General features: G+C 64.1%; 31 protein-coding genes. 26 read left to right on the top strand and 5 right to left on the bottom strand.

Annotated features, from left to right (window positions below; translation table 11 throughout):
* Nucleotides 1-29: 29 nt before the first annotated feature.
* Nucleotides 30-353: a ferredoxin FdxA gene (gene fdxA / locus ACIP21_RS16510; protein ID WP_051097441.1), complete on the bottom strand. Its 324-nt coding sequence runs from the start codon at nucleotides 351-353 to the stop codon at nucleotides 30-32.
* 140 nt (nucleotides 354-493) lie between these two features.
* Nucleotides 494-3,067, bottom strand: a complete 2,574-nt coding sequence (gene mutS / locus ACIP21_RS16505) for a DNA mismatch repair protein MutS (RefSeq protein WP_400689432.1) — start codon at nucleotides 3,065-3,067, stop codon at nucleotides 494-496.
* 130 nt (nucleotides 3,068-3,197) lie between these two features.
* On the opposite strand from mutS, the gene ACIP21_RS16500 reads away from it, so the two are divergent.
* The 21 genes from ACIP21_RS16500 to recX all read left to right on the top strand — a co-directional run bounded on the left by ACIP21_RS16500 (nucleotide 3,198) and on the right by recX (nucleotide 20,693).
* On the top strand, nucleotides 3,198-3,956 hold the full coding sequence (locus tag ACIP21_RS16500; RefSeq protein ID WP_400689429.1) for a S24 family peptidase: 759 nt from the start codon (nucleotides 3,198-3,200) through the stop codon (nucleotides 3,954-3,956).
* Nucleotides 3,957-4,418: 462 nt separating this feature from the next.
* Nucleotides 4,419-4,757, top strand: a complete 339-nt coding sequence (locus ACIP21_RS16495; RefSeq protein WP_400689427.1) for a phage holin family protein — start codon at nucleotides 4,419-4,421, stop codon at nucleotides 4,755-4,757.
* Between the two features lie 11 nt (nucleotides 4,758-4,768).
* Nucleotides 4,769-5,266 carry a hypothetical protein gene (locus ACIP21_RS16490; protein ID WP_400689424.1) on the top strand — a complete coding sequence of 166 codons (498 nt, stop codon included), beginning with the start codon at nucleotides 4,769-4,771 and terminating at the stop codon, nucleotides 5,264-5,266.
* On the top strand, nucleotides 5,263-5,823 hold the full coding sequence (locus tag ACIP21_RS16485) for a phage baseplate assembly protein V (RefSeq protein WP_400689422.1): 561 nt from the start codon (nucleotides 5,263-5,265) through the stop codon (nucleotides 5,821-5,823). Before ACIP21_RS16490 ends, ACIP21_RS16485 begins: the two co-directional genes overlap by 4 nt.
* Before the next feature lie 84 nt (nucleotides 5,824-5,907).
* Entirely contained in the window at nucleotides 5,908-6,234 is a 327-nt protein-coding gene (locus ACIP21_RS16480) for a GPW/gp25 family protein (RefSeq protein WP_400689419.1), read from the top strand.
* The gene (locus ACIP21_RS16475) at nucleotides 6,231-7,112 is read left to right on the top strand and encodes a baseplate J/gp47 family protein (RefSeq protein WP_400689417.1); all 882 of its coding nucleotides are present in this window, start codon (nucleotides 6,231-6,233) and stop codon (nucleotides 7,110-7,112) included. The genes ACIP21_RS16480 and ACIP21_RS16475 overlap by 4 nt, the downstream gene beginning before the upstream one ends.
* 4 nt (nucleotides 7,113-7,116) lie before the next feature.
* On the top strand, nucleotides 7,117-7,728 hold the full coding sequence (locus ACIP21_RS16470) for a phage tail protein I (protein WP_400689414.1): 612 nt from the start codon (nucleotides 7,117-7,119) through the stop codon (nucleotides 7,726-7,728).
* The gene (locus ACIP21_RS16465) at nucleotides 7,721-10,648 is read left to right on the top strand and encodes a tail fiber protein (RefSeq protein WP_400689412.1); all 2,928 of its coding nucleotides are present in this window, start codon (nucleotides 7,721-7,723) and stop codon (nucleotides 10,646-10,648) included. The genes ACIP21_RS16470 and ACIP21_RS16465 overlap by 8 nt, the downstream gene beginning before the upstream one ends.
* 15 nt (nucleotides 10,649-10,663) lie before the next feature.
* On the top strand, nucleotides 10,664-11,107 hold the full coding sequence (locus ACIP21_RS16460) for a phage tail assembly chaperone (protein WP_400689409.1): 444 nt from the start codon (nucleotides 10,664-10,666) through the stop codon (nucleotides 11,105-11,107).
* A gap of 97 nt (nucleotides 11,108-11,204) precedes the next feature.
* Nucleotides 11,205-12,371 carry a phage tail sheath subtilisin-like domain-containing protein gene (locus tag ACIP21_RS16455; protein WP_400689406.1) on the top strand — a complete coding sequence of 389 codons (1,167 nt, stop codon included), beginning with the start codon at nucleotides 11,205-11,207 and terminating at the stop codon, nucleotides 12,369-12,371.
* A gap of 13 nt (nucleotides 12,372-12,384) precedes the next feature.
* Nucleotides 12,385-12,894, top strand: coding sequence for a phage major tail tube protein (locus ACIP21_RS16450; RefSeq protein WP_400689403.1), 510 nt, complete (start codon nucleotides 12,385-12,387; stop codon nucleotides 12,892-12,894).
* A gap of 10 nt (nucleotides 12,895-12,904) precedes the next feature.
* Nucleotides 12,905-13,207, top strand: coding sequence for a phage tail assembly protein (locus ACIP21_RS16445; RefSeq protein ID WP_400689400.1), 303 nt, complete (start codon nucleotides 12,905-12,907; stop codon nucleotides 13,205-13,207).
* Nucleotides 13,208-13,332: 125 nt separating this feature from the next.
* Nucleotides 13,333-15,072, top strand: coding sequence for a hypothetical protein (locus tag ACIP21_RS16440; RefSeq protein ID WP_400689397.1), 1,740 nt, complete (start codon nucleotides 13,333-13,335; stop codon nucleotides 15,070-15,072).
* Nucleotides 15,073-15,081: 9 nt separating this feature from the next.
* Complete coding sequence (locus ACIP21_RS16435; RefSeq protein ID WP_400689394.1) at nucleotides 15,082-15,927, top strand: phage tail protein; 846 nt, start codon at nucleotides 15,082-15,084, stop codon at nucleotides 15,925-15,927.
* Nucleotides 15,902-16,108, top strand: coding sequence for a tail protein X (locus tag ACIP21_RS16430; RefSeq protein WP_400689392.1), 207 nt, complete (start codon nucleotides 15,902-15,904; stop codon nucleotides 16,106-16,108). The genes ACIP21_RS16435 and ACIP21_RS16430 overlap by 26 nt, the downstream gene beginning before the upstream one ends.
* 4 nt (nucleotides 16,109-16,112) lie before the next feature.
* On the top strand, nucleotides 16,113-17,147 hold the full coding sequence (locus ACIP21_RS16425) for a phage late control D family protein (RefSeq protein ID WP_400689389.1): 1,035 nt from the start codon (nucleotides 16,113-16,115) through the stop codon (nucleotides 17,145-17,147).
* Nucleotides 17,148-17,184: 37 nt separating this feature from the next.
* Nucleotides 17,185-17,733, top strand: a complete 549-nt coding sequence (locus ACIP21_RS16420; RefSeq protein ID WP_400689387.1) for a glycoside hydrolase family 19 protein — start codon at nucleotides 17,185-17,187, stop codon at nucleotides 17,731-17,733.
* A complete protein-coding gene (locus ACIP21_RS16415) occupies nucleotides 17,727-18,212 on the top strand; it encodes a lysis system i-spanin subunit Rz (RefSeq protein WP_400689384.1) in 486 nt (161 codons plus the stop codon). Before ACIP21_RS16420 ends, ACIP21_RS16415 begins: the two co-directional genes overlap by 7 nt.
* A 345-nt stretch (nucleotides 18,213-18,557) precedes the next feature.
* Nucleotides 18,558-19,040, top strand: a complete 483-nt coding sequence (locus tag ACIP21_RS16410) for a CinA family protein (RefSeq protein WP_400689381.1) — start codon at nucleotides 18,558-18,560, stop codon at nucleotides 19,038-19,040.
* Nucleotides 19,041-19,143: 103 nt separating this feature from the next.
* Nucleotides 19,144-20,211, top strand: a complete 1,068-nt coding sequence (recA, locus tag ACIP21_RS16405; RefSeq protein ID WP_400689379.1) for a recombinase RecA — start codon at nucleotides 19,144-19,146, stop codon at nucleotides 20,209-20,211.
* Between the two features lie 11 nt (nucleotides 20,212-20,222).
* Complete coding sequence (gene recX / locus ACIP21_RS16400) at nucleotides 20,223-20,693, top strand: recombination regulator RecX (protein WP_400689376.1); 471 nt, start codon at nucleotides 20,223-20,225, stop codon at nucleotides 20,691-20,693.
* Nucleotides 20,694-20,848: 155 nt separating this feature from the next.
* On the opposite strand, the gene ACIP21_RS16395 is transcribed toward recX, so the two are convergent.
* A complete protein-coding gene (locus ACIP21_RS16395) occupies nucleotides 20,849-21,967 on the bottom strand; it encodes an LOG family protein (protein ID WP_400689373.1) in 1,119 nt (372 codons plus the stop codon).
* Between the two features lie 302 nt (nucleotides 21,968-22,269).
* On the opposite strand from ACIP21_RS16395, the gene ACIP21_RS16390 reads away from it, so the two are divergent.
* Nucleotides 22,270-22,473: a hypothetical protein gene (locus tag ACIP21_RS16390; protein WP_400689371.1), complete on the top strand. Its 204-nt coding sequence runs from the start codon at nucleotides 22,270-22,272 to the stop codon at nucleotides 22,471-22,473.
* Here the strand turns inward: ACIP21_RS16390 and ACIP21_RS16385 are convergent, their stop codons facing one another.
* Complete coding sequence (locus tag ACIP21_RS16385) at nucleotides 22,474-22,899, bottom strand: quorum-sensing-regulated virulence factor family protein (protein ID WP_400689368.1); 426 nt, start codon at nucleotides 22,897-22,899, stop codon at nucleotides 22,474-22,476.
* 214 nt (nucleotides 22,900-23,113) lie between these two features.
* On the opposite strand from ACIP21_RS16385, the gene ACIP21_RS16380 reads away from it, so the two are divergent.
* From ACIP21_RS16380 to ACIP21_RS16370, 3 genes are all read left to right on the top strand, one after another.
* On the top strand, nucleotides 23,114-23,824 hold the full coding sequence (locus ACIP21_RS16380; RefSeq protein ID WP_400689365.1) for a tRNA-uridine aminocarboxypropyltransferase: 711 nt from the start codon (nucleotides 23,114-23,116) through the stop codon (nucleotides 23,822-23,824).
* A 179-nt stretch (nucleotides 23,825-24,003) separates the two neighbouring features.
* A complete protein-coding gene (erdR, locus tag ACIP21_RS16375; protein WP_152956425.1) occupies nucleotides 24,004-24,654 on the top strand; it encodes a response regulator transcription factor ErdR in 651 nt (216 codons plus the stop codon).
* Nucleotides 24,655-24,727: 73 nt separating this feature from the next.
* On the top strand, nucleotides 24,728-25,093 hold the full coding sequence (locus tag ACIP21_RS16370; RefSeq protein ID WP_400689362.1) for a diacylglycerol kinase: 366 nt from the start codon (nucleotides 24,728-24,730) through the stop codon (nucleotides 25,091-25,093).
* On the opposite strand, the gene finR is transcribed toward ACIP21_RS16370, so the two are convergent.
* Nucleotides 25,090-26,016 carry a LysR family transcriptional regulator FinR gene (gene finR, locus ACIP21_RS16365; protein WP_400689359.1) on the bottom strand — a complete coding sequence of 309 codons (927 nt, stop codon included), beginning with the start codon at nucleotides 26,014-26,016 and terminating at the stop codon, nucleotides 25,090-25,092. The genes ACIP21_RS16370 and finR overlap by 4 nt on opposite strands.
* A gap of 120 nt (nucleotides 26,017-26,136) precedes the next feature.
* Here finR and fpr point away from each other — a divergent pair, with 120 nt between their 5' ends.
* Nucleotides 26,137-26,916: a ferredoxin-NADP reductase gene (gene fpr / locus ACIP21_RS16360; RefSeq protein ID WP_167069020.1), complete on the top strand. Its 780-nt coding sequence runs from the start codon at nucleotides 26,137-26,139 to the stop codon at nucleotides 26,914-26,916.

The raw sequence follows: 26,916 nt of genomic DNA, 5'->3' as shown, positions 1-26,916 counted from the left end.
CTCGCGGGCCTTTTTCGTTTCCGGTGCGCTTAGCGCTCCAGGTCGGCAATCTTGCCGGTCTTGCCGTCCCACTCTTCAGCGTCCGGCAGGGCGTCCTTACGCTCGGTGATGTTCGGCCAGATTTCTGCCAGCTCGGCGTTGAGCTCGATGAAGTTCTCCATGCCGGCTGGAATCTCGTCTTCCGAGAAGATCGCCTGGGCCGGGCACTCAGGCTCGCACAGGGCGCAGTCGATGCACTCGTCCGGGTGAATCACCAGGAAGTTCGGGCCTTCGTAGAAGCAGTCCACCGGACAGACTTCCACGCAGTCGGTGTATTTGCATTTGATGCAGTTGTCGGTGACGACGAAGGTCATTTCTAGTTCTCTCCTCAGGCGACGGCGGCGGCCCTTCCTCTCGGGGCCGCGCGGTTTACGGGCATGTGGCTGCAGGCCAGGCTAATAACCTGCAGCACCAGCAAACCGCGGCGGATTCTATCAGCTTGTAGTGGGCGCCGTTATAACAGGTTCTTTAGTTGATATAGCATTTCGATAGCTTGACGCGGGGTCATGTCGTCCAGGTCCAGCTTGCCCAGCTTCTCGATGGCCGGGTGTGGCAGGCTGGCGAACAGGTCGCTCTGGTGCGGGACATGCGGCTCATCCTTGGCCTTCTGCACCACCGGCTGCTCATGTGGCAGGCTGGTGGTCTCCAGACGGGCCAGGTGTTCACGGGCGCGCAGGATCACCGGCTGTGGCACGCCGGCCAGCTGGGCTACCGCCAGGCCATAGCTCTGGCTGGCGGGGCCAGGCAGCACGTGGTGCAGGAAGACGATGCGCTCGTTGTGCTCGGTGGCGTTCAGGTGCACGTTGGCCACCAGCGGTTCACTCTCCGGCAGCACGGTCAGCTCGAAGTAGTGGGTGGCGAACAGCGTGTAGGCACGCAGGTTGGCCAGGCGCTCGGCGGCGGCCCAGGCCAGCGACAGGCCGTCGAAGGTGCTGGTGCCGCGGCCGACCTCGTCCATCAGCACCAGGCTGCGGTCGGTGGCGTTGTGCAGGATGTTGGCGGTTTCGCTCATCTCGACCATGAAGGTCGAACGCCCGCCGGCCAGGTCGTCGCTGGAGCCGATACGGGTGAAGATACGGTCGACCAGCGACAGCTCGCAACTGGCCGCCGGCACGAAGCTGCCGATGTGCGCCATCAGCACGATCAGTGCGGTCTGGCGCATGTAGGTGGATTTACCGCCCATGTTAGGGCCGGTGATGATCAGCATGCGCGTGCTGTTGTCCAGGCCCAGGTCGTTGGCCACGAACGGCGTGGTCAGCACCTGCTCGACCACCGGGTGGCGACCCTGCTCGATGCGCAGGCACGGCTCTTCGACGAAGCGCGGGCAGTTCAGGTCGAGGTTCAGCGCGCGCTCGGCGAGGTTGCTCAGCACGTCGATCTCGGCCAGCGCGGCGGCGCTGTCCTGCAGCGGGGCAAGGTGGCTGATCAGGGTTTCCAGCAGCGCGTCGTAGAGCATCTTCTCGCGCGCCAGGGCGCGGCTCTTGGCCGACAGCGCCTTGTCCTCGAAGGCTTTCAGCTCCGGGGTGATGAAGCGTTCGGCGCCCTTGAGGGTCTGGCGGCGGATGTAGTCGCCTGGCGCCTGTTCGGCCTGCCTGGTCGGCAGTTCGATGAAGTAGCCGTGCACGCGGTTGTAGCCGACCTTGAGGTTGGCAAGGCCGGTGCGGGCCTTCTCGCGGGCTTCCAGGTCGATGAGGAACTGGCCGGCGTTCTCGCTGATCGCCAGCAGCTCGTCGAGCTCGTTGTCGTAGCCGGCCTTGAGCACGCCGCCGTCACGGATCACCGCTGGCGGGTTGTCGATGACCGCCCGCTCCAGCAGGCTGGCCAGCTCCGGGTAGGTGCCGGTGATGGCGGCCAGGCGCGCCAGGTGCGGGGCTTCCAGCTCGGCCATGGCGTTCTGCAGCTCGGGCAGGGCGCCGAGCGCATCGCGCAGGCGTGCCAGGTCACGCGGGCGGGCATTGCGCAGGCCGATACGGGCGAGGATCCGCTCGATATCGCCGATTTCCTTGAGCTGCGGCTGCAGTTTCTCGAAGCGGTAGCTGTCGAGCAGGCAGCGGATCGAGTCCTGGCGTGCCTGCAGCGTCTTCGGATCACGCAGCGGGCGGTTCAGCCAGCGGCTCAGCAGGCGGCTGGCCATGGCGGTCTGGCAGCGGTCGATCACCGACTGCAGGGTATTGTCGCGCCCGCCGGCCAGGTTGATGTCCAGCTCCAGGTTGCGGCGGCTGGCGCCATCGAGGATCACCGTGTCGTCCAGGCGCTCGTGGCGCAGGCTGCGCAGGTGCGGCAGGGCGGTACGCTGGGTTTCCTTGGCGTAGGTCAGCAGGCAGCCGGCGGCGCCGATCGCCAGGGTCAGCTTGTCGCAGCCGAAGCCCTTGAGGTCCTTGGTCGCGAACTGCTGGCACAGGGCCTTGCGCGCCGAGTCTCGGTCGAAGTCCCAAGGGGCACGACGGCGGGCGCCCGGGCGCTTCTCGGCCGGCAGGTCACGCGGCCAGTCGTCGGGGATCAGCAGTTCGACCGGGTTCAGGCGCTCGAGCTCGGCCAGCAGGTTTTCCCAGCCCTTGATTTCCTGCACGCTGAAGTTGCCGCTGGTGATGTCCAGCACGGCCAGGCCGAACAGGCGCTCGTCGCCGAGCAGCGCGGCGATCAGGTTGTCGCGGCGCTCGTCCAGCAACGCCTCGTCACTGACCGTGCCCGGGGTGATGATCCGCACCACCTGGCGCTCCACCGGGCCCTTGCTGGTGGCCGGGTCGCCGATCTGCTCGCAGATCACCACCGACTCGCCGAGCTTGACCAGCTTGGCCAGGTAACCTTCCAGCGAATGGAACGGAATCCCGCACATGGGGATCGACTGGCCGGCCGACTGACCGCGCGCGGTCAGGGTGATATCCAGCAGTTTCGCGGCTTTTTTCGCATCTTCGTAGAAGATTTCGTAGAAGTCGCCCATGCGGTAGAACATCAGCTGGTCCGGGTGCTGGTTTTTCAGCTTCCAGTACTGCTGCATCATCGGGGTGTGTGCGGAAAGATCAGACATTCAGGGCCTTACAGCGGGTGATCTGGTTGGCGATTGTGAAACCGGCAATGGTACAGGCTTTTTCACCGAGATGCAGGCGCAGGCCATGGGCCAGTCAGGTGCATTGCATTTCTGCGCAAGGCCCTGCATTATGCATTTTATGCAAAAGCGCAACGTAGCCTCCGTACTCAAAGAACTGCTCGACCGCCACGGCCTGTCCCCGACGGAGCTGTACCGGCGCACGGGCGTCCCGCAATCCACCTTGTCGCGGATCCTCAGCGAAAAGATCGTCGACCCTTCCGACAAGCATGTGTCGAAAATCGCCGAGTACTTCGGCGTGAGCACCGAACAGCTGCGCGGCCGTGCCGAACTCGGCGAGCCGCGGGCAGCCGCGTTGCCAGCGGCGGTGCCTGTGCATGGCCACGCCAACCTGGGCGACATCAGCCTGTGGGACGATGAAACCCCCGTCGAGGACGACGAGGTCTCGGTTCCTTTCCTTCGCGAGGTCGAATTGGCAGCTGGATCAGGAAGATTCGTCATCGAAGAAAGCGAGCGCGCCTGCCTGCGTTTCGGCAAGCGCAGCCTGCGCCACAACGGCGTGCAGTTCGATCAGGCCAAGTGTGTGACCGTGCGCGGCAACAGCATGTTGCCAGTGCTGCGTGACGGCGCGACGGTCGGGGTCAACACCGGCAAGTGCTCGATCGGCGACATCATCGATGGTGACCTCTATGCCATCAACCACAACGGCCAGCTGCGGGTGAAGCAGGTCTATCGCCTGCCTACCGGCATCCGCCTGCGCAGTTTCAACCGCGACGAGCACCCTGACGAGGACTACAGCTTCCAGCAGATGCAGGACGAGCAGATCAGCCTGCTTGGGCATGTGTTCTGGTGGGGTATGTACGCCCGCTGATCATCGCCTTCCACAAGAAACCCGCTTCGGCGGGTTTTTTTTCGTCTGCAGAAAAGCCCTACAAGCCAGGCCGTGCATAGCTCTCATGCATTTAAGCAAATTCAGGCGCATAGAAATTTGAAGAAATGCATTGACTGCATATGCACTGATGCATAACCTGTGTCTCAAGCCGGACGGAAACCGGTTGTTACACAGGCAGCGATGGACAGGCCTCAACTGTCCAGAGGGTTGGCAACTGGCCCGGGTGTGCAGCGTAAAGCACCACGATCAGTTATCCGGCGGGCAGGCAGCCGCGGTCGGAGTCACCAATTTGAAGCGGAACCGCATGGCGTCACCAGTCGTGGCCGGCGGTTCGACAACGCATTACTGAAAAGCCTGCAAGGCGGGCTTTTTGGAATGCCGAGTTCAACAACCACTGCCTGCCGGCCAATGCCGGCAGGCATCACTACAGGAGACAGGACAGTGACGAACGAGCAACAGACGTTGCTGGAAATGCCGCTCTGGCTGGTAATCGTCCTGGCATTGCTGGGCGGCCTGAGCGGCGAGATGTGGCGAGCCGACAAGGCCGGCGCCCGGGGCTGGTCGCTGCTGCGGCGACTGGTATTGCGCTCTGGCGCCTGCATGGTCTGCGGGGTATCGACGGTCATGCTGCTGTATGCCGGCGGCCTGTCGATCTGGGCGGCCAGTGCATTTGGCTGCCTGACCGCGGTGGGCGGCGCCGACGTCGCCATGCGCCTTTATGAGCGATGGGCGATCAAGCGCCTGGGCTTGCGTGAAAGTGCCCAGGCCGATGAGCGATAAGGAGGATAAACATGAGCGAACTGGCCATTTTGCATTCAGCCGTGACCGCAACCATTCGTGAGGCAATGCCGGATCTGGCATCAGTCGATGCCTACGCCACTGTAGGCAGCGCCCCTGAGCGCCCGGCCTTGCGCCACGGCATCGTCCAGATGACCGCCGACGCCGCACCGCGTGACGGCCGCTCGGTGCTGGTCGCCACCTTCGAGGCCGACATCACCGCCGACAGCGCCAACCCCGAAGCGCGCCTGCAAGGCAGCCTGCTGGCCGCGCAACTGATGGACCTGCTGCGCCAGCAGCACTGGGCGCTGGACTTCGTCGAAGCCAGCCGCAATGTGCAGGCGCAGTTCGAAGGCAGCGCCTGGACCGTGCGCTGGGACCAGCCGGTGCTGCTCGGCGAGCCGCGCTGGAACTGGCCGGACCAGCCTCCCGGCAGCCTTGTGCTGGGCTTCGCCCCCGACACCGGCCTGGGCAACGAAGCGCATTACATTGCCCCCGAGGACCTGGCATGAGCTACATCAGCGCCATGCATGACCGCATGCTGGCGTGCCTGCTCATTCCCTGTCGGGTGGTGGCCGTGGACCTCGCCGCCGCCCGTGTGCGGGTGTCCGATGGCAGTGGCTGGACCAGCGCCTGGCTGCGCTGGCATGCCCAGGCCGCAGGCAAGGCCCGGCACTGGCGGGCACCGAGCCTGGGCGAGCAGGGCGTGTTGCTCAGCCCCAGCGGCGAGCCGGCCCAGGGCACCTTCATCCCCGGCCTTTATGGCAATGCCGGCAGCGCGGCGGACAACCGCGACCACGTCGAGGTCTGGCGTTTCGACGACGGCGGCTCGCTCAGCTACGACTGGCAGGCCAGCCACTACGACATCCAGCTGCCCGGCGGCAGCGCCACCATCACCGTCGGCGCCAGCACGGTGCAAGTCAGCGACAGTGCGATCAGCCTGCAGGCGGCGGCGATCAAGCTCACCGGCAATGTCAGCGTCGAGGGCCCGTTGCAGGTCAGCGGTGACATCAACGGGGGCGGGCGGATCATCGATACCGCCGGCAACACCGCCAACCACAAACACTGAACCAGGCCCGCCGATGCGGGCCTTTTCACACCCGGAGAATGCCATGCAAACCTATCAACGGAGCGCGGCCAGGGGAGGTGCGCCATGATCGGCATGGACCGCCGCACCGGCCAGCCACTGGCCGGCATCGATCACCTGCGCCAGTCCATCGAAGACATCCTCACCACGCCACTGGGCAGCAGGCGCATGCGCCCTGAATACGGCAGCCAGTTGCGCCGTTTCGTCGACCTGCCGGTCAACGAAGGCTGGAAGAGCGCCGTACAGGCCGAGGTGGCACGTGCCCTGGGCCGCTGGGAGCCGCGCCTGCAGCTCGAACGGGTCAAGGTCGTCGCCGTGCTCGACGGCCAGGTCAGCCTGGCCCTGAGCGGCCGTTATCTGGGCGACGACGCCTTGGTGGAGGTGAGCGTATGAGCCAGGTCGACCTGTCGAAACTGCCCGCCCCGCAACTGCTCGAAGACCTCGACTACGAAGCCCTCTACCAGGCCGACCTGGAGACCTTCCGCGAATACCTGGGCGACGGCTGGACCGCCAACCTGGAAAGCGACCCGGTCACCAAGCTGCTGGAGGTCGGCGCCTACCGCAAGCTGCTCAACCGCGCCCGCATCAACGATGCGGCCAAGGCACTGCTGCTGGGCTACGCCGAAGGCAGCGACCTCGACCAGCTGGCCGCCAACGTCAGCCTGCAGCGCCTGGTGATCCAGGCCGAGGACCTGGCCAGCGTGCCGCCCATCGAAGCCCTGCTGGAAGCCGACGACGCCCTGCGCGAGCGGGTGCAACTGGTCTACGAAGGCCTGACCACCGCCGGCCCGCGCAACAGCTACATCCTGCATGCCCGCAACGCTTCGGGGCAGGTGGCTGACGCCACCGCCGAAAGCCCGTCGCCGGCGGTGGTGGATGTGACCGTGCTGAGCCTGGAGGGTGATGGCAGCGCCAGCGACGAGCTGCTGGCGCAGGTGGCGGCCTACCTCAACGACGACGACATCCGCCCGGTCGCCGACCGCGTCGTGGTGCGCAGCGCCGAAGTACTGCCATACCGCATCGACGCCGTGCTGCACCTGGCCGACAGCGGCCCCGAGTACGAGGCGATCCTCGCCGAGTGCCAGCGCCGCCTGGAAGCCTGGATCAACCCGCGGCGGCGGCTGGGCGTGGAGGTGGCCCGCTCCGGCATCGATGCGCAGCTGCATATCGATGGCGTCAGCCGGGTCGAGGTAAGCGATTGGGCCGACATCCGTCCGAACAAGGCCCAGGCGGCCTGGTGCAGCGGCTTCACCCTGACCAGAGGGGGCTGACGACATGCACAGCCTCTTGCCGCTCAACCGCACACCGCTGGAGCGGGCCATCGAAGTGGCGGCCGATGAAGACCTCAAGGTCAGCCTGCGCCAGCTCTACAACCCGGATACCTGCCCGGCGCATCTGCTTTATCAGCTGGCCTGGGCGTGGTCGGTGGACCGTTGGGATCCATCCTGGTCGGAGGAGGTCCGCCGCTCGGTCATCCGGTCTGCATTTTTCGTGCATGCCTACAAGGGCACCCTCGGCGCGCTGCGTCGAGTGGTCGAGCCCTTCGGCTACCTCATCGAAGTGAATGAATGGTGGCAGGTTGAGCCCCTGGGCGTTCCTGGCACCTTCTCCCTCAAGGTGGGCGTTTCCGAATCCGGCATCAGTGAAGAAACCTATGAAGAACTGGTGCGGCTGATCGATGACGCGAGGCCCGTCTCCCGACAACTGCTGGCCCTGGATATCAGCCTCGAGGCGCGGGTGCCGGCTTACCAGGCGGTGCCTGTGTTCGAAGGCGAACTGCTGGAGGTCTACCCCTGGGAGGCCGCAGACATCGAGGTCAAGGTGGGGGCTTACAGCCTGCTTGCCGATCACACACAAGACTTACTGGACATTTACCTGAATGGCTAACTCAACCACGCAATTCGGCGGTTTCCTGACCAACGTGGGCACCGCCCAGCAGGCCAACAGTGCCATGCTGGGGCTGCCCTGGAACATCACCCACATGCTCATCGGGGATGCGGGCGGCGAGCCGTCGCAAGCCCCGGACCCGGTACCCAAACCGACTCAGACTTCTCTGGTTCGCCAGGTCTATCGGGCCCAACTCAATGCGCTGTATCAATCGCCCGCCGACCCGGCTGTGCTGGTGGCGGAGCTGGTGCTGCCGCCGGAAACCGGCGGTTGGTGGATTCGCGAACTCGCCCTGGAGGACGCCGCTGGCAACTTCGTCGCGGTAGCCTCGCCGGCGCCGAGCTACAAACCGCTGCTGGTGCAGGGCAGTGGCCGCACCCAGACCATTCGCATGCACGTGGTGTTCGGCAACATCGCCAACATCACCCTGAAAGTCGACCCGAGCATCGTGCTGGCCACCCGGGACTATGTGGACAAGGCCCGTGAAGCGGCAGAGCTGTATGCACGCAATCAGCTCAAGGCGCATGTAGATGCAGCCAACCCGCATACCCAGTACCTGCGCCGTGCGGATGTGGCCAAGGATTCGGGGCCGCTGACCTGGCTCGGGGCAGCTGCGGGTACTGACAATGCCTTGCTGTTATCCCTCAAGAGCAGCGAGGCAACGCTGGATGCCTACAAGGCGGGGCAGCGATTCCAGTTTCTGGCAAGTGTTGCCAACACCGGAGCGGTGACCGCGAAAGTTGGTAACCTGGCTGCGGTTTCGGTCAAGAAGTCTGGCGGTAGCGGCGTGGTCGACTTGAGCGCCGGCGATCTGCAGGCGGGTGTGCTGTACACGCTTGTTCACGATGGGGCCAGCTTCCAGGTGGAAGGTGGACTGGGTGGGAACTCGTTACCGGTTGGGGCGATCCTGCCGTTTCCGGTAAATGCTATTCCGCCGGGTTTCATGGAGCTGGATGGCAGCACCAAGAGCGCAGCGACCTACCCAGACCTGTCTGCGTACCTGGGCACTGCCTACAACAATGGCAACGAACCTGCGGGTTATTTCCGCCTTCCTGACTATCGTGGGGAGTTTTTGCGTGGCTGGGACCATGGACGCGGAGTAGACGCCGGTCGGGAGATTGGCAGCAGTCAGGTCGAGGCGCTGAAGTCGCACCGACACGAGAAGCTCAATGTTGACGTAACAGGCGTCAAGTACGGTATTGGATCAGGCTCCGCGAGTGGAGGCGCGACAGGCGGCTTTTATGTAACTGTGGAGAACACTGGGCTGGACGCCGGTTACCCAGGTATCAATACCGGTGCGTTCGGTGGTTCTGAAACCCGCCCTCGCAACATGACGGTGGTGTGGTGTATCAAAGCCTGGAACGCACCAGTGAATGAAGGCCACATCGATGTGGCTGCATTAGTCGAGGAACTAGCGGCGTTAAACTCGTCCACGCCTGTTGGCGCGATCATGTCGTTCCCGAAAACTCAGGTGCCTGCGGGTTTTCTTGAATTGGATGGAAGTGTACAGAGCAAGACAGCCTACCCGGATTTGTACGAGTACCTGGGCACCGCATACAACAAGGGTGACGAAGCAACGGGCTACTTCCGCCTCCCTGATTACCGAGGCGAGTTCCTACGCGGATGGGACCACGGGCGAGGGATCGACGCAGGTCGTACCCTGGGTAGTAGTCAGCTAGGACAGAACGAAGCCCACACTCACACCTATTCACGTGTTCCAGTGTTCGGAAATACCTCCGGTACTGTTGGAAGTGGTCTCGTTGCGGATAACGGCACCCAGGCTGCAACCGCGCAATACAGCAATTACCTCAACGCCTCAGGCGGTAATGAAGCGCGTCCGCGCAATATGGCTGTGATGTGGTGTATCAAAGCCTGGAATACTCCTGTCAATCAGGGGCAGGTAGACGTTGCCGCGCTCATTGCCGAGTTGGATGCTCTCCGCTCATCTACGCCGGTCGGTGCGGTTACTCCGTTCCCGAAAGCGCAGGTGCCTGTTGGTTACCTTGAACTGGATGGAAGTGTCCAGAGCAGTGCTGCCTATCCCGATCTGTCGGCGTATCTCGGTACCACTTACAACAAAGGCGATGAGCCGACAGGTTATTTCAGGCTTCCAGACTATCGCGGCGAATTCCTGCGGGGTTGGGATCACGGGCGCGGCGTCGATTCGGGTCGAACTATAGGTAGCTGGGCCGCAGACTCTCTGCTCGACCACTACCACACAGTGTTATCAGCTGAGGCTGGCACTGCAAAAATGCCGTTCGAGGCCAATGTGGCCGGAAGTGCTACAACGAACCTTGGCGCAACAGGAAGAGCTACAGGCAGCTCTGTTCTCATGGCGACACTTGGGTCGAATGTGTTCGCCCCAGCAGCAGCCAAAGGGGGCACGGAAACCCGCCCGCGCAGCCTTGCCGTAATGTGGTGCATCAAGGCTTGGAGCGCGCCCGTCAACCAAGGCGTGGCAGACGTGGCTGGCTTGGCACCACTGGCGGCACAAGCAACAGAGACTCGGCTAGGCACTGCGAAGATCGCTACTCAATCAGTAACTGATGCGGGTGCTGATAACACCTCATTCGTGACGCCGAAGAAACTGCGCTTCGGCCTGTCGATGCAATTGGCGTCGAACGGCTATATCTGCCTGCCAAGCTGGCTGGGAGGTTTGGTCTTCCAGTGGGGCGCGGCACCTTGTGCGGCAAGCGCGACGACCACAACGAACTTCCCTATCGCCTTCCCCAACACCTGCCTTGCAGCAGTGCTTACGGGTTATCAGAATTCCGGCAACCAGCAGGCCTATGCAACGATTAACGGCCGTACGCGTACGTCCTTCTCCTGGAACGGTTTTCTCGGTACGGGCGGGCAGGTACCAAATCTGGCCAGCACAGCGGGGGCTGTCCAGGCGTGGTACTTCGCAGTCGGCAACTGATCAGGAATAATTCAAATGTTCTACTCGCCCTCTGAAAATACCTGCTACTCACCTGATCTGCGTGAGCGCTACATCAAGGCCGGAACTTGGCCGGCCGATGCCGTAGAGCTTTCGCAAGAGCTGTTTGCCTCCGTGGTTTCGCAAAGACCAGCGGACAAGCTCATGCAGCCTGGCGCTGACGGTCTTCCTGAACTGGTCGACTTCCCAGCGGCCGACTCTGGCCAGATCCTTACCAAGGAGCGCACTTGGCGCGATGCCAAGCTAGCAGAAGTGGTGTGGCTGCGTGACCGCCATCGCGATCAGCTGGAAATCGGTAGTGACACGACGCTGACCGCTGAGCAGTTCAATGCACTGCTCGTCTTCATGCAGGCCCTGCGCGACTGGCCCCAGTCCGACGCCTTCCCTGACGTTTCGCAGCGCCCGGCCCCTCCCGTCTGGCTCGCAGAACAAACTCGATAACGCCCCGCACCGCCGGGGCGTTTTTCTTCCTCTTCAACACCCTTCCAGGCCCTGCACCCGCAGGGCCTTTTCACACCCGAACCCGGAGTAAACCTACATGAGTGGATTCTTCCACGGCGTCACCGTAACCAACGTCGACACCGGAGCCCGCAACATCTCTCTGCCGTCTTCGTCGATCATCGGCCTGGTCGACACCTTCACCGAAGGCGCTGGCGCCACGGCCAAGGCCAACGACCTGGTGCTGATCACCAGCGAACGTGAAGCCGTCGCCGCCTTCGGCGAAAACGCCGCCATCACCAAGGCCTGCCGCGCCATCTACACCCGGGCCAAGGCGGTCATCGTCGCCTGCGGCGTGGCCAGGCTCGACGACGCCGCCGAGCAGACCGCGGCAATCATCGGCACCGTGCAGGCCGACGGCAAGCGCACCGGCCTGCAGGCGCTGCTCGACGGCAAGAGCCGTTTCAACGCTCAGCCGCGCCTGCTGGCCGCGCCGCGCCACAGCGCCACCCAGGCGGTCGGCACCGCGCTGGTGGCCCTGGCCGACAAGCTGCGCGCCATCGCCATCATCGACGGCCCCAACACCACCGATGAAGCGGCCCTGGACTACGCCAAGGACTTCGGCGCCAAGCGCGCCTTCCTGGTCGACCCGGGCGTGCAGTACTTCGACAGCGGCGAAGAAGCCACCGTCGACGCGCCCGGCTCGGCCTGGGTCGCCGGCCTGTTCGCCTGGACCGACAGCGAGTACGGCTTCTGGGCCTCGCCGTCGAACAAGGAGTTCGTCGGCATCACCGGCACCACCCGCCCGGTGGAGTTCCTCGATGGCGACGACAGCTGCCGCGCCAACCTGCTGAACAACGCCAACATCGCCACCATCATCCGCGACGACGGCTTCCGCCTGTGGGGCAACCGCACCCTGTCCAGCGACCCGAAATGGGCCTTCGTCACCCGCGTGCGGACCATGGACATCGTCATGGACGCGATCCTCTACGGCCACAAATGGGCCGTCGACCGCTCCATCACCGCCACCTACGTCAAGGACGTCACCGAAGGCCTGCAGGCCTTCATGCGCGACCTGAAGAACCAGGGCGCGATCATCAACTTCGAGGTCTTCGCCGACACGGAGCTGAACACTGCCAGCCAGCTGGAGCAGGGCAAGGTGTACTGGAACATCCGCTTCACCGACGTGCCGCCTGCCGAAAACCCCAATTTCCGCGTTGAAGTCACCAACCAGTGGCTGACCGAAGTCCTCGATTCCGCTGCTTAAGGAGCACATTTACATGGCAATGATTCCCGAAACCCTGGCCAACCTGAACCTGTTCGTCGACGGCGTCAGCTTCCAGGGCGATGTCCCCAGCCTGACCCTGCCCAAACTCACCCTGAAGATGGAAGAACACCGCCCCGGCGGCATGGACATGCCGGTCGAGATGGACCTGGGCATGGAGAAGCAGGAAGCGGCCTTCAGCACCACCGGCGTGCGCCGCGAAGCGTTGAAGTTCTTCGGCCTGGCCGATGGCAGCGGCTTCAACGGCACCTTCCGCGGCGCCTTCAAGGGCCTCAAGGGCGCGATCACCCCGGTGGTGGTGACCCTGCGCGGCACCCTCAAGGAAATCGACATGGGCGACTGGAAGTCCGGCGACAAGGCCGAGATCAAGCACAGCGTCGGCCTGAGCTACTACAAGCTGGAAGTCGATGGCCGCCTGGTCTACGAGATCGATGCCCTGGGCATGAAGCGCGTGATCGATGGCGTCGACCAACTGGCCGCCCAGCGCGCCGCGCTCGGCTTGTAAGGAGGGCAGCATGGCTCAAGCGAAAAAGCAGCCGCAGTGGCTGACCCTGAGTGCCGACCGCGTCACCGTGCGCCTGTCACGCAGCAGCGAGGCGAACGGCGTGCAGGTCGACAGCCTGTCGCTGCGTGCGCCGACCGTGCGCGATATCCGCAATGCCCAGGCCGGTGGCGACGTCGACGACGAGCAGCGCGAACTGAACCTGTTCGCGTCGCTGGCCGAGGTCGGCATCAAGGACCTCGAAGGCCTCGCCCTGAAGGACTATGGCCGCCTGCAAAGCGGCTACTTTCGCCTGGTGCAGGACGACGAACTTTGACCCGGCCCGGCAGAAGGCCGCCGCCAGGCGGCTGGCCAAGGAGCTGAACTTTTCCGCGAGCGACATCATGACCATGGCGTACAGCGACATGGTCTGGTGGCTCGCGCCGTGACAAGGAGGAACCTATGGCGAACACACAGGTGTTCACCCTCGGGCTCGGCGTCACCGCCATCAACCCCTTGGGCCAGGCCATCGACCTGCTGCGCCGGAATGTCGAAGGCCTGCGCAGGCAGGCCGACGGCACCCGGTTCGGCCGGCTGATCGGCGAGGTGATCGGCCTGGGGTTGGCGCTCGGCAAGGTACGCCAGGTCGAGCGCGAGCTGGCGCTGGACCAGGATCAGCAGCACGAAGAGCAGATTGCCCGGCTGGCAGATGAGGGCGATGCGGTCGAACGTTTGCGTCAGCACTACCTGACGCTGGATCGGGTGATTGCCGGGTTGGCGCGCCTAAAGCCGCTACCTGGCCAGATGACGGTCAATGTCTTTCAGCAATGGCAGGCTGCCGTGCAAGGGCAAGGAGTAGCCGCACCAGGCAAGGTGCAGGCACCCGCGAAGGAGCCCACGCCGCAGGCCGATGGCAACCCGCTGGCCTCCGCCAAAGGCATTGCCATGGCTGCAGGAGGGCTTGGCACATTGGGCCTTGGGGCTGCTTCCGTTCACGCCTACCGCAAACAGTCGCCGGAGAAAAAGCGAGCGATACGCGAGCGTGGGCTGAAGGAATGGCGGGAAAACCGTGCCGAGACCTTGGGCAAGGTCGCCAAGGCCGTGATCACCGGCGAGGACGGTGAAGAGGTGGCGCGCGGTACCGGCGCAGCCCTCGGCGATGTCGGCGGTCGTGTACTGGGCTCGATGGCGGCGATGCTGTTCAGAGGCAAAGGTAAAGCGCTAGGCAGTGCTCTCGGTACAGCGGCAGGCGCAGGCAAAAAAGGACGGAGGGCAGGCAGGAACAAGTACGGATCCAAGAACCAGCGCACAGCCCAAGCCAAATCGCAGCGAGCGGCCGCAAAGAAGCAGGCGGCGCAAAAGGACGAAGAGAACAAGCAGGACGAGGCCAGGCAAGAGCGTTGGGCCAGAACGGGCGGCGTGATTGGCGAGGCCGTGGGGGACAGGGCCGGAGGCGAGCTTTTCAACTGGCTCGCGGAGGATGAGGCGCCCGCGTCGCAAGACAGCGATGAAGCGCCAATGGCCGAGCAACAATCCGAACCCCAGGCTGTGCCGGCGTTGCCCTCGATCGGCACAGGCAAGTCGCTGCCAGCGGCCGGTAAATTGTTCAAGCGTGTCCCGGTGGCCGCGGTGCTCGATACCACGCTGCAGTTGGTCGACACCTACCAGAGCGAAGGTACGCCCGCAGAGAAGCTGGAAGGTTATGGCCAGGCTGTGGGTGGGTTGGGCGGTACCTTGGCCGGGACTTCGGCAGGGTGGGTCGGTGGCGCCGCAGCAGGGGCCATGATCGGTTCGGTGGTGCCTGGCATCGGCACTGCGATCGGTGCCGCCGTCGGTGGCGTGCTGGGGAGCTTGGGCGGTGGCGCATTGGGTGGCATGGCGGGTGAATTCGCCGGTGGCTGGTTCGGCAAAGCCGTGGCTTCCGTCACCGGTAACGATGCGCCTGGGGCAACCCCGGACGCAGAGCGTTCACCGGCCCAGGCAGCCCGTCCTGCGGACAACCCGGCACAGCAGTCACAGGCTGTCGTACCGCCGGTGGTCAACCAGCAATTCACCTTCACCGCCAACATGCCGGTGACCTTCAACAACAGCCTCGACGACCCGACCACCCTGCAACAACTGGAAGCCATCGCCCGGCGCATGCTCGACGACCTGATGCGTCAGGCGCGCTCGGTGCAGATGGCCGATCAACCGCAACCCTGAGGAGGACCCATGACCTACCTGGAACAGTTGCAAGGCGGCTTGCATGCACTGGTCAAGGCGGGCGAGGCGGGGCGTCGGCGTGCCGACGCCATGCTCGACCCGATGAACCAGGCGGTCGGCCACGCCAAGCAGGCGGCCGCCGAACTCGAAGCCCTGCCATGGATCGGCACGGACATCGGCAAGCGCCTGCAACGCACGATGCGCGCCATCGATTCGGCCAAGCAGCGCGTCGACAAGGTGATCGCCAAGTACGACCAGGCCCTGGAGGTGGTGCGCAAGGTGCGTGACCAGGCCGACGCCTTTGCCGAACACCTGGGCAAGGCCGGCGCGGCCATTCGCCAGGTGATCGGCGATGTGAAGGCGGTGGGGCAGGGCGTGCTGTCGACCTTTGGCTTCGCCCCCGAGGCGACGCCGGCAGCGGAGGCGATCAAGCCGTTCCCGCACCTGCTGGTGCTGCAACCCTTGAAGGCCAACGCCGCGCCTTACTACTTCAACCTCGACACCGCCGCCTTCGACCAGTTGCGCCGGCAGACGCGTTTCCGCTGGGCCGGACAGGAGCGCCTGAGCCGGGAAAACGCCCAGCAGGCGGTCAGCCTGGGTGAAGAAACCATCAGCATCCACGGTGCGATCTTTCCCGGTTTCAAAGGCGGCCTCGGACAGTTGCAGGCGCTGCGCGGGATTGGCCGCCAACTGCTGCCGCTGTCGCTGACCACCGGTTACGGCGAGGTGCTCGGCACCTGGTGCCTGACCAGCATCGAGGAAGACCAGGGCGCCTTGCTGGCCGGCGGCATTCCACGCAAACAAGGCTTTTCACTGGAGTTCGTAAGCTATGGACAAGACCTGCAAAACGTCTGAGGGCGACCTGCTCGACACCCTCTGCCACCACTATTACGGGCACCTCGACGGCAGCGTCGAGGCGGTGCTGCAGGCCAACCAGGGGCTGGCCGACGAGGCCCAGCCGTTGCGCAGCGGGGTGAGGATCCGTTTGCCGACGCTGGCGCTGGCGCCGGCCAATGTCGTCCAGCTGTGGGACTGATGCCATGCAACCGATCTTTCGCATCCAGGCCGACGGCCAGGACATCACCGCACTGATCAACGACCGCCTGTTGCTGCTGCGCACCACCGACAAGCCGGGCATGGAGTCGGACGACTTCGAACTGCGCATCGACGCCCGTGACGGCGTCCTGGCGCTGCCCGCGCGCGGTGCGTTGATCGAGGTTCATCTGGGTTACGCCGGCCAGCCGTTGACTCGGTTGGGGCGCTATACCGTGGATGAGGTCGAGCTGTCCGGCCCGCCCGACACCTTGGTGATCCGTGGCAAGGCCAGCGACCTGCGTGGCACCGGCCGGAGCATCCGCAGCGGCAGCTGGGAGGCCGTGCCGCTGCAGCGCATCGTCGCCGACATCGGTGCCCGCAATGGCTGGCAGGCGATCTGCCCGGTGCTGACCCAGGTACCGCGGGTCGATCAGTACAACGAATCGGATTTCAACTTCATCACCCGCCTGGCCCTGCAGTACGACAGCACCGCCAAGCTCGCCAACGGCCAGTTGCTGGTGCTGCCGCGCCAGGGCGGGCAGAGCGCCAGCGGCAAACCCCTGGATGTGGTCGGCATTGCCCGCCGCGATGTCAGCCAGTGGCACTTCCGGCTGGACGACAAATCCGCGCGCAAGGCCGTGCGCACCCGCCACCAGGACAGCGCCAGTGGCGAGCTGAAGACGGTCGAGCTGGCCAACGACGAGGCGGCGGACGGCCAGCGGCCGGTGCACACCGACCGCCATCTGTACCCCAATCGCGCCGCCGCCGAGCAGGCGGCCAGGGCGCGCCTGGCCAGCTTCAACCGCAGCACCGCCCATGTGCGCCTCGAACTGCCCGGGCGCACCGACCTGTTCGCCGAGCGCAGCATCGAGCTGCAGGGTTTTGTCGATGGCCTGGACGGCCAGTACCAGATCGATTCGGTGGAGCAGGTGTTCACCGCTTCGGGCTGGCGCACCACGGTGCAAGGCAACGGTGGCAAGGCGGGCAAGGTCAAGGCCAAGGGCGCGGCGCCGCGCCGTCAGGCTGCGGTCAAGGCTTGAGGGCGCGCAAGCGAAGAAACAAGGAAGGAGGACGGACATGCTCAGCGAAACACAACTGCTACAGATTCTGCCCAACGCCCGCCCCGTCGCGGGCGTTTTTCTGGCTGCACTGAATGTCACGCTGCCGCGCTGGGAGATCGACAACCCCAAGCGCGTGGCGGCATTTCTCGCCCAGGCCGGCCACGAGTCCGGCCAGTTCCGTCATGTGAAGGAACTGGGCAACGACCGCTACCTGGCGCGCTACGACACCGGCAGCCTGGCCATTCGCCTGGGCAATACCCCCGTGGCCGATGGTGATGGCCAGCTGTATTGCGGGCGCGGCCTGATCCAGGTCACCGGGCGCAACAACTACCAGGCCTGCAGCCGTGCGCTGTTCGGTGACGAACGCCTGCTGGCGCAGCCACAACTGCTTGAGCAACCGCGCTGGGCCTGCGAATCGGCAGCCTGGTTCTGGCATTCGCGAGGGCTCAACGCCCTGGCCGACCGGGGCGAGTTCAACCGCATCACCCGCCATATCAATGGGGGGCTGAACGGGTTGGAAGATCGCCTGAGGCTCTGGGCGCGGGCGCGTGAGGTGCTGTGTTGAACCGATGGCAAGCGGGGCTGGGCGTGTTTGTCCTGGTGTTGTCCGTGGCGTTGGCCTGGCAGGTCCAGGGCTGGCGCTACGGGCGACAGTTGGCGCAACAGGCCCAGGTGCAGGCCGATGCCACGGCGGCACGGCTGCTTGCCGAGCGTGGGCAGCGGCAAGCCGTGGAGCAGCGCCTGGAGGAAAGTGAAACCCGTCATTTCAAGGAGCTTACCGATGCGCAACAGGCTCAGGCTCGCCTGCGTGATCGCCTCGCTACTGCCGATCTGCGCCTGTCGGTCCTGGTCGAGCGCGACAGCGCCTGCGCCGCAGTGCCTGCCGCCACCGGCGCCGGCGGCGTGGATCATGCAACCGTACGCGCCCGACTTGAGCCGGCGCATGCTCGACGAATTATCGCCATCACCGATGAAGGGGACCGGGGGTTGATTGCGTTGCGGGCTTGTCAGGATTATGTGCGAGGGGGGCGCGGGGGGCTTTGAGATGTGCATGCCTTGGGGGTTTTGGCGCCTGGCAGATCGAGCGCCGCCCGCGCGGCGCATCGCGAGCAAGCTCGCTCCTACGTTTGTTTCGGGCCAATGTTTCCTGTGAGGTTTGCGCGCGGATGCCTAGGCGCATTACGCAATATCACGTCGTGCCGACAAGGCGGTCGCGCGCGCCTGTCACAGGCGTTACTGGCCCGAAACAGACGTAGGAGCGAGCTTGCTCGCGATGCGCCGCGCGGGCGGCGCTCGATCTCCCACGCGCTGCAAAGCCCAAGGCATGCACCCGCCTGTTCCACATCCCCCCCAAATGCTACGGTGTCCCCATCCCCCAAGGAGTACCCCATGGACCCGATCACCGTTCTCTCCACCCGCCTGGGCGAACACCTGCGCCGCTTCAATGCCCAGGTAACCACCGCCGAGTCCTGCACCGGCGGCGGCATCGCCGAGGCCATTACCCGCGTGCCCGGCAGCTCGGCCTGGTTCGAGGCCGGTTACGTGACCTACTCCAACGCCCAGAAAACCCGCCAGTTGAAGGTACCCGAGGCGCTGTTCGCCGAGGTCGGTGCGGTCAGCCAGGAAGTGGTCGAGGCCATGGTCCGCGGTGCCCAGGCCGCCAGCGGTGCGCGCTTTGCCGTGGCGGTCAGTGGCGTGGCCGGGCCCGACGGTGGCTCGCCAGCCAAACCAGTGGGCACCGTATGGCTGGCCTGGGCCGATGGCAGCCACGTGAGCAGCGAGCGTCGGCACTTCGACGGCGACCGCGAAGCCGTGCGCCGACAGACGGTGATCGCCGCGTTAGACGGCTTGTTACAGCTTGGCGCCGAGTAAATCGACGACAGGGGTTTGCTCGCGCGCTTGCCTGTGGAATAATACTGGCTACTTATACAGGTATTCCGGCCGTCAGGGCCAAGTCGAACACGTGAGGATTTCAATGGACGACAACAAGAAGCGCGCCTTGGCTGCGGCCCTGGGTCAAATCGAACGCCAATTCGGCAAAGGCGCGGTCATGCGCATGGGCGACCATGAGCGCCAAGGCATCCCGGCCATCTCCACCGGCTCCCTGGGCCTGGACATCGCTCTCGGCATTGGCGGTCTGCCTAAAGGCCGTATCGTCGAAATCTACGGTCCGGAATCGTCGGGTAAGACTACGCTGACCCTATCGGTCATCGCCGAAGCCCAGAAGAACGGCGCCACCTGCGCCTTCGTCGACGCCGAACACGCCCTCGACCCTGAATACGCCGGCAAGCTGGGCGTCAACGTCGACGACCTGCTGGTCTCGCAGCCGGACACCGGCGAACAGGCCCTGGAAATCACCGACATGCTGGTGCGCTCCAACGCCGTTGACGTGATCATCGTCGACTCCGTGGCAGCCCTGGTGCCGAAGGCCGAGATCGAAGGCGAAATGGGCGACATGCACGTCGGCCTGCAAGCCCGTCTGATGTCCCAGGCCCTGCGCAAGATCACCGGTAACATCAAGAACGCCAACTGCCTGGTCATCTTCATCAACCAGATCCGCATGAAGATCGGCGTGATGTTCGGTAGCCCGGAAACCACCACCGGTGGTAACGCCCTGAAGTTCTACGCCTCGGTGCGTCTGGACATCCGCCGTACCGGCGCGGTCAAGGAAGGCGACGAGGTGGTCGGCAGCGAAACCCGCGTCAAGATCGTCAAGAACAAGGTTTCGCCACCGTTCCGTCAGGCCGAGTTCCAGATCCTCTACGGCAAAGGTATCTACCGCAACGGCGAAATCATCGACCTGGGCGTGTCCCAGGGCCTGGTGGAGAAGTCCGGTGCCTGGTACGCCTACCAGGGTAACAAGATCGGCCAGGGCAAGGCCAACGCGGCCAAGTACCTGCACGAGAACCCAGCGATTGGTGCCGAGATCGAGAAGCAGATTCGCGAGAAGCTGCTCAAGGCCGGTGCTGTTGCCGAAGCCGGCAAGGCCGCTGCCGCTGAAGCCGATGCCGATGACATGGCTGACGCCGACACCGGTTATTGATCGCTGCTGGCATGTCCGTGGTACTCGACACCCCCGTCGCCGTCAGGCGGACAGCCATGGACCTGCTCGCACGCCGCGAGCATGGTCGTGTCGAGCTGACGCGCAAGTTGCGTCAGCGCGGCGCTCCGGATGAACTGATCGAGCCTGCGCTTGATCGGCTCGCCGAAGAGGGGTTGTTGAGCGAAGCCCGCTATCTCGAAAGCTTCATCCGTTACCGTTCCAGTGCTGGATACGGCCCCGCGCGCATTCGCGAGGAGCTTGGCCAGCGAGGCCTGAACCGAAGCGACATCGACCAGGCCCTGCGCGAGAGTGAAGTGAATTGGTCGGAGTTGTTGCAGGATACCTGGCAACGCAAGTTCGCCGGGCAGCGCCCGCAAGATCCCCGAAGCCGTGCCCAACAAACCCGCTTCCTTGCCTACCGCGGCTTTCCCCTGGACATGATCGGCCGCCTGCTCAGTGGCCGGGATCTCGACGACTACTGATCAGGCAACATCGTCGTGTAGGAGCGGCCTTGTGTCGCGAAAGGGGTGCGTAGCGCCCCCAGTAGTTTCAGCGTTCCTACTGACATTGCTGGGGGCGCTACGCGCCCCTTTCGCGACACAAGGCCGCTCCTACAGGCGATTACGTCCTGCAGCGATCAACTGACCTTCAGCGCCTCCCGTGCCCGCTGAGTAGTGTGCATCGGCTCCGGCTTGGCCCAGTTTTCCGGCAGGTTGATGAAGTCCACCAACTCCCGCAACCGCCCCTGATCACGGCCATTGAAAGCAAATGTCAAACGCGTCAGGTGGCTGAAGTTACCCACCTCGTGCTCGGCTCCGCTGTCGACATGCTGGTGATACCGGCCGCTCAGGCGCAAGTCGGCAAACCCCTCCTGGACGTCCTGCAGCGCCGCTTCGCTGAGCCGGTGATGCATGCGGATCACGAACTGGTTCTTGAGCCAGCGGCTGGAGTGGTAGTTGCTGTAGAACTGGTTGATCTCCTCCACTGCCTCGTCGGCGCTGTGCACCAGGCGCAGCAGTTTCATGTCGCTGGGCAGGATGTAGCGGTTTTCTTCCAGTTGCCGGCTGATGAAGTCCAGGCAATCCTGCCAGAACCTGCCACCGGGGGAGTCCAGCAGCACCACGGGCACCAGCGGGCTCTTGCCGGTCTGGATCAGCGTCAGCACTTCCAGCGCTTCATCGAGGGTGCCGAAACCGCCGGGGCAAAGCACCAGGGCGTCGGCTTCCTTGACGAAGAACAGCTTGCGGATGAAGAAAAAGTGGAAGGGCAGCAACCTGTCGGTGCCGTCTACCGTGGCATTGGCGTGCTGCTCGAAGGGCAGGGTGATGTTGAACCCCAGGCTGTGATCGCTGCCGGCACCTTCGTGGGCGGCGGCCATAATGCCGCCACCGGCGCCGGTGATGACCATCAGTTCGGAGCGAGCCAGGGTGGCGCCGAGCTCACGGGCAAGGGCGTACATCGGGTGCTCCACGGGCGTGCGCGCCGAACCGAATACGGTGACCTTGCGCCGCCCCCGGTAGCGCTGCAAGGTGCGGAAGGCATGGTCCAGTTCACGCAGGGCCTGAAGGGTGATCTTGGCGCTCCAGCGATCGCTGTCGTCAAAGGCCATGCGCAGGACTGTCAGCATCATGTCCCGGTACAGCGGCAGGTTGGGGCTGTGTGGCGCGACCACTTGCAGTTGCGCGTCGATGTGGCTCAGGTCGATGCCATGTTCCCTGAAGTGATTGAACAGCTGTTCATTCGATTGGTAGGGCATTCAACGTCTCCTTCTGCAGCAAAAACCTCTGACCGGGCCGATGGCGGGGCCCGGCCGCGGCACTGCGTGTGCCGCTGGCTGCTGTGGCTCGAGTATGCACTTCGAGCATTGCAGTAGGCCTTCAGGCCCTGGTGCAGGTGTGTCAGTCCATCTCGTTGTTTTACAGCTCTCGCTATCAATCTAGACCCTGGCGCGCGATCGTGCCGATGGCATCGCAATGGCCGCTCGTCGGCACGTGGCCCATGCCGGCAAGGGTTTGGTTAACTGGTGAAGCGAAACGTGTCGATGCGCGAGGTGGCGCCATGCATCGCTTGGTCATCGAGGTGGACCGGCAGCTCTACCAGCAGCTGGAAAATGCCGCGCAGGCTCACCATGTGACCCTGGAGGCGGAATGCAGGCGGCGCCTGGCTATGTTGGAGTGCCAGTCGCGCTACGTGCAGGCGCTGCTGGCGGAGATGCGCGCTGACGACGAGCCGCAGCGCGCAGGAGAGGGGCGAGTCAGCTGATCACTTGCGCTTCTGGTTGCCGGCTGTGCAACTGGTAGCATCGAAGGCCTGGTCCATGACCGGCTGGTTGGTCTTGTACACGGTGAAGCGGTAGACCATGATCGCACCCTTGGACATCAGGTTACGGAAGCCGCTGTTGCGGCACACGCTGTCACCCAGTTGGCTACGCACCTGCTCCGGGTTTTCCTGCATGCGTGCGGCATGCTCGGCACGCACGCTCAGGTGGTTGACCAGCGCCTTGCCCTTCTCGACGGTATAGCCCTGGTCGAGGATGTCCTCGTTGATGGCGCGCGGGGTGCCGACGCTGCTCTCCTTGGCAACCTTCTCCAGCATCTTGTTCAGCTCGAACTCCTGCTTGGAGGCCGCCTGGGCAGCCAGTGGCAGGGCGAGCAACAGGCTCAGGGCCGGGACGATAAGACGCAGCATGAATCTCTCCTGGTTCGATGACTGGCGCTTTGACCTGCGCCGGCGGGCGGCGTTCCATGAAACCGCAGGGTTTCCAGGCCGCCAAAGGCTGCGATTATAAAGGAGCCGCTGCCTGCGCTGCACGGCCAAATCAGGGCTGCTCTGGTAGACTGTCGCTTTGTCTTTCCCGAGTTGTCCCTGTGTCTGTCCCATTCTTCAGCCTTGGCTTACAGCCATGAGCCACGCGGTAGCACGGTTGCGTGCCGAACGCCTGGCGCGCAGCATCAAACCTTTCATCGCCCGTGGTTCCCGCGCCGAGCGCTGCGCGGATTGCCGGGTCATCGCCACTCACTGCCTGTGTGCCTGGAAGCCCAAGGTGCAGGCGGACGCTGGCGTGTGCCTGATCATGCACGACACCGAGCCATTGAAACCGACCAACACCGGCTGGCTGATCGCCGACCTGATCGAGGACACCTCGGCCTTTGGCTGGCTGCGTACTTCGGTGGATGAAGGCCTGCTGGCGCTGCTCGACGACCCGCAGTGGCAGCCCTACATCGTCTTCCCCGGTGAGTTCGTCGCCGAGCAGCGAGTGGTCAGCGAGGTGGTGCGTGAGCCCGGCAAACGGCCGCTGTTCATCCTGCTCGATGCCACCTGGACCGAAGCGCGCAAGATGTTCCGCAAGAGCCCGTACCTCGACCGTTTCCCGGTGCTGAGCCTGCAGGCCGAGCAGATGTCGCGCTATCGGCTGCGGCGCTCCAAGCGTGACGACCATTTCTGTACCGCCGAAGTGGCCGCCATGTGCCTGGACCTGGCCGGTGACAGCCAGGCCTCCCAGGCGCTGGATGCCTACCTGGACGTGTTCAGCCTGCATTACCTCAGCGGCAAGCGTCGTTTGCCGATCGATGAGCAGGACGAGACTCACCAGCGTTTGCATACCTTCCTATAGTCCAAGGGGCACGAGCCCCACTTTGGTTCATAATGACGAGGCTGGCAGCCAGGGTGGGCGAGGCGGCGGGGCAGTTGGCTTGACCACCCCCGGCCGCGCTCTGCATCCTTGGCGCCGATTCCAGCCGGGCGCTATCCCTACCCCGCAGGCGCCTGGCACAGAACAGGATCCATAGATCGATGGCCACATACGAAATCCTGATTGCCGATGACCACCCGTTGTTTCGCAGCGCGTTGCGCCAGGCCGTTACCCTCGGCCTGGGCGCGGACGTGCGCCTGGTTGAAGTGGCGAGCATCGCCGAACTAGAAACCCGCCTGAGCGAAAAGGCCGACTGGGACCTGGTCCTGCTCGACCTGAACATGCCGGGGGCCTATGGCTTCTCGGGGCTGGTGCTGCTGCGTGGGCAGTACCCGCAGATCCCGGTGGTGATGGTCTCGGCCCAGGAAGAGGCGGCGGTGGTGGTGAAGTCCCGTGAGTTCGGTGCCAGCGGCTTCATTCCCAAGTCCAGCGGCCTCGAAGTCATCCAGGATGCGGTGCGCAAGGTGCTCGACGGCGAGGTCTGGTGGCCGCCGCAGGCGTTCGAGAAGGTCGATGTGTCGGCCGAGGCCAAGGCCGCCAGCGAAGGGCTGGCCAGCCTCACGCCGCAGCAGTTCCGCGTGCTGACCATGGTCTGCGAAGGTTTGCTGAACAAGCAGATCGCCTATGAGCTGAGTGTCTCGGAAGCGACCATCAAGGCCCACGTGACCGCGATTTTCCGCAAGCTTGGCGTGCGCACCCGGACCCAGGCGGCGTTGCTGCTGCAACAACTTGAATCGGTTGCCAGCAGCTAAGCGCTTGCCGATTCACGCTTTTTTGACCCGATCCAGATTAGTCTGCAGGCCTTTCTGTTGTGAAGCGACTCACATGACATCGCCATTCAAGGGCCAGACCGGCCTCAAACGCATCTTCAACGCCGCCGGCTACTCGCTCGATGGCCTGCGTGCCGCCTTCAAGGGCGAAGCCGCCTTCCGCCAGCTGGTGCTGCTCAACGTGCTGCTGATCCCGATCGCCTTCTGGCTGCCGGTCAGCCGCGCAGAGAAGGCGATCATGATCGCCGTGTGCCTGTTGGGCCTGATCGTCGAGCTGTTCAATTCGGCGGTGGAGGCGGCCATCGACCGCATTTCCCTGGAGCGCCACCCGCTGTCGAAGAACGCCAAGGACATGGGCAGCGCCGCGCAACTGGTGGCGCTGACCATGGTTGCGCTGGTCTGGGGCGTGATTCTGCTTTAAGCGATCGGTGGCAACACGATTTCGTCACTGCGGGTGAAGCCCGCAGTGAAGTTGCGGCACAGTTCGAGAAACTCACGCATGGCCGAGGTCTGGTACTTCTGCTTGTGCCAGATGAAGTAGAACTGGCGCATCAGGTCCAGCTCTGGCGTTTCCACCGGCACCAGGCTGCCGCGGCGGAAGGCATCGCGTAGCGCCAGGCGCGAAATGCAGCCAATGCCCAGGCCCGATTCCACCGCGCGCTTGATCGCTTCGGTATGCTCCAGCTCCAGGCGGATGTTCAGGCTGGTGCGGTGATGGCGCATGGCCTGGTCGAAGGTCAGGCGTGTGCCGGAACCCTGTTCGCGCAGGATCCAGGCTTCCTGTGACAGGCTTTCTATATCCGCCCGGCCGGCCTTGGCCAGCGGGTGCTGCGGCGCGCAGAACACCACCAGCTCATCCTCGACCCAGGGCTGCACTTCCAGATCCGGGTGGTTGCAATCGCCCTCGATCAGACCCAGATCAATTTCATACTGCGCCACCTGGTGCACGATATGCGCAGTGTTCTGTACATGCAGTTTCACCTGGCTCTCCGGGTGCACCTGCATGAAGCTGCCGATCAGCAAGGTGGCCAGGTAGTTGCCGATGGTCAGTGTTGCGCCGACTGCAAGCGAGCCGAAGCCGGACTTGCCGTTGAGCAGGTCTTCGATCTCCTTGGCCTGGTCGAGCAAGGCCACCGCCTGGGGCAGCAACTGATGGCCCAGGGCGTTGAGCGCCAGGCGCTTGCCCGCACGGTCGAACAGCTGGCAGCTCGATTGCCGTTCGAGCTCGGTGATCGAAGTACTCGCCGCCGATTGCGAAAGCGCGAGCACGCTGGCAGCCCGCGACACGCTTTGGTGCTGGGCCACGGCGACGAATACCTGTAATTGACGAAGCGTAAATCGCATATCGATATAACCGATAACACATATCTTGATAATTCAGTTAACAGATATTCTCGCTGCCCCTAAACTATCGCGCAACTGTGCGCCTTGCGCGCGCTGCGTTTTTCTTCAGGAGCCCCACCAATGAGCAACATGAACCACGAACGTGTCCTCAGTGTGCATCACTGGAACGACACCCTGTTCAGCTTCAAGTGCACCCGCGACCCGGGCCTGCGCTTCGAGAACGGTCAGTTCGTGATGATCGGCCTGCAACAGGAAAGCGGCCGTCCGCTCATGCGCGCCTACTCCATCGCGTCGCCAAACTGGGAAGAGCACCTGGAGTTCTTCAGCATCAAGGTCCCTGACGGCCCGCTGACCTCGCAGCTGCAGCACTTGAAGGAAGGCGACGAGATCATCATCAGCAAGAAGCCTACCGGCACGCTGGTGCTCGACGACCTGAACCCGGGCAAGCACCTGTACCTGCTGAGCACCGGTACTGGCCTGGCGCCATTTATGAGCGTCATCCAGGACCCGGAAACCTACGAGCGCTTCGAGAAAGTGATCCTGGTCCACGGTGTGCGTTACGTCAACGAAGTGGCCTACCGCGAGTTCATCACCGAGCACCTGCCGCAGAACGAGTTCTTCGGCGAGGCGGTGCGTGACAAGCTGATCTACTACCCGACCGTGACCCGCGAGCCGTTCGAGAACCAGGGCCGCCTGACCGACCTGATGCGCAGCGGCAAGCTGTTCAGCGACATCGGCCTGCCACCGATCAACCCGCAGGACGACCGCGCGATGATCTGCGGCAGCCCGAGCATGCTCGACGAGACCAGCGAAGTGCTCGACAGCTTCGGCCTGAAAGTCTCCGCCCGCATGCGCGAGCCGGGTGACTACCTGATCGAGCGTGCCTTCGTCGAGAAGTAA

The sequence above is a fragment of the Pseudomonas sp. NPDC089401 genome (assembly GCF_044749485.1).
In the GTDB taxonomy this organism is placed as follows: Bacteria; Pseudomonadota; Gammaproteobacteria; order Pseudomonadales; family Pseudomonadaceae; genus Aquipseudomonas.
The sequence above is the reverse complement of the archived record's forward strand: the minus strand, read 5'-3'. Positions and strand labels throughout refer to the sequence as shown.

Coding starts and splice junctions, on each gene's coding strand:
- finR (WP_400689359.1), bottom strand. CDS start 26,016: ATGCGATTTACGCTTCGTCAATTACAGGTATTCGTCGCCGTGGCCCAG.
- ACIP21_RS16465 (WP_400689412.1), top strand. CDS start 7,721: ATGGCTAACTCAACCACGCAATTCGGCGGTTTCCTGACCAACGTGGGC.
- ACIP21_RS16500 (WP_400689429.1), top strand. CDS start 3,198: ATGCATTTTATGCAAAAGCGCAACGTAGCCTCCGTACTCAAAGAACTG.
- ACIP21_RS16420 (WP_400689387.1), top strand. CDS start 17,185: ATGCTCAGCGAAACACAACTGCTACAGATTCTGCCCAACGCCCGCCCC.
- ACIP21_RS16485 (WP_400689422.1), top strand. CDS start 5,263: ATGAGCTACATCAGCGCCATGCATGACCGCATGCTGGCGTGCCTGCTC.
- ACIP21_RS16430 (WP_400689392.1), top strand. CDS start 15,902: ATGGACAAGACCTGCAAAACGTCTGAGGGCGACCTGCTCGACACCCTC.
- ACIP21_RS16425 (WP_400689389.1), top strand. CDS start 16,113: ATGCAACCGATCTTTCGCATCCAGGCCGACGGCCAGGACATCACCGCA.
- fpr (WP_167069020.1), top strand. CDS start 26,137: ATGAGCAACATGAACCACGAACGTGTCCTCAGTGTGCATCACTGGAAC.
- ACIP21_RS16490 (WP_400689424.1), top strand. CDS start 4,769: ATGAGCGAACTGGCCATTTTGCATTCAGCCGTGACCGCAACCATTCGT.
- ACIP21_RS16380 (WP_400689365.1), top strand. CDS start 23,114: ATGAGCCACGCGGTAGCACGGTTGCGTGCCGAACGCCTGGCGCGCAGC.
- ACIP21_RS16450 (WP_400689403.1), top strand. CDS start 12,385: ATGGCAATGATTCCCGAAACCCTGGCCAACCTGAACCTGTTCGTCGAC.
- erdR (WP_152956425.1), top strand. CDS start 24,004: ATGGCCACATACGAAATCCTGATTGCCGATGACCACCCGTTGTTTCGC.
- ACIP21_RS16480 (WP_400689419.1), top strand. CDS start 5,908: ATGATCGGCATGGACCGCCGCACCGGCCAGCCACTGGCCGGCATCGAT.
- fdxA (WP_051097441.1), bottom strand. CDS start 353: ATGACCTTCGTCGTCACCGACAACTGCATCAAATGCAAATACACCGAC.
- recA (WP_400689379.1), top strand. CDS start 19,144: ATGGACGACAACAAGAAGCGCGCCTTGGCTGCGGCCCTGGGTCAAATC.
- ACIP21_RS16455 (WP_400689406.1), top strand. CDS start 11,205: ATGAGTGGATTCTTCCACGGCGTCACCGTAACCAACGTCGACACCGGA.
- ACIP21_RS16445 (WP_400689400.1), top strand. CDS start 12,905: ATGGCTCAAGCGAAAAAGCAGCCGCAGTGGCTGACCCTGAGTGCCGAC.
- ACIP21_RS16475 (WP_400689417.1), top strand. CDS start 6,231: ATGAGCCAGGTCGACCTGTCGAAACTGCCCGCCCCGCAACTGCTCGAA.
- ACIP21_RS16440 (WP_400689397.1), top strand. CDS start 13,333: ATGGCGAACACACAGGTGTTCACCCTCGGGCTCGGCGTCACCGCCATC.
- ACIP21_RS16460 (WP_400689409.1), top strand. CDS start 10,664: ATGTTCTACTCGCCCTCTGAAAATACCTGCTACTCACCTGATCTGCGT.
- ACIP21_RS16395 (WP_400689373.1), bottom strand. CDS start 21,967: ATGCCCTACCAATCGAATGAACAGCTGTTCAATCACTTCAGGGAACAT.
- ACIP21_RS16470 (WP_400689414.1), top strand. CDS start 7,117: ATGCACAGCCTCTTGCCGCTCAACCGCACACCGCTGGAGCGGGCCATC.
- ACIP21_RS16435 (WP_400689394.1), top strand. CDS start 15,082: ATGACCTACCTGGAACAGTTGCAAGGCGGCTTGCATGCACTGGTCAAG.
- recX (WP_400689376.1), top strand. CDS start 20,223: ATGTCCGTGGTACTCGACACCCCCGTCGCCGTCAGGCGGACAGCCATG.
- mutS (WP_400689432.1), bottom strand. CDS start 3,067: ATGTCTGATCTTTCCGCACACACCCCGATGATGCAGCAGTACTGGAAG.
- ACIP21_RS16370 (WP_400689362.1), top strand. CDS start 24,728: ATGACATCGCCATTCAAGGGCCAGACCGGCCTCAAACGCATCTTCAAC.
- ACIP21_RS16390 (WP_400689371.1), top strand. CDS start 22,270: ATGCATCGCTTGGTCATCGAGGTGGACCGGCAGCTCTACCAGCAGCTG.
- ACIP21_RS16410 (WP_400689381.1), top strand. CDS start 18,558: ATGGACCCGATCACCGTTCTCTCCACCCGCCTGGGCGAACACCTGCGC.
- ACIP21_RS16385 (WP_400689368.1), bottom strand. CDS start 22,899: ATGCTGCGTCTTATCGTCCCGGCCCTGAGCCTGTTGCTCGCCCTGCCA.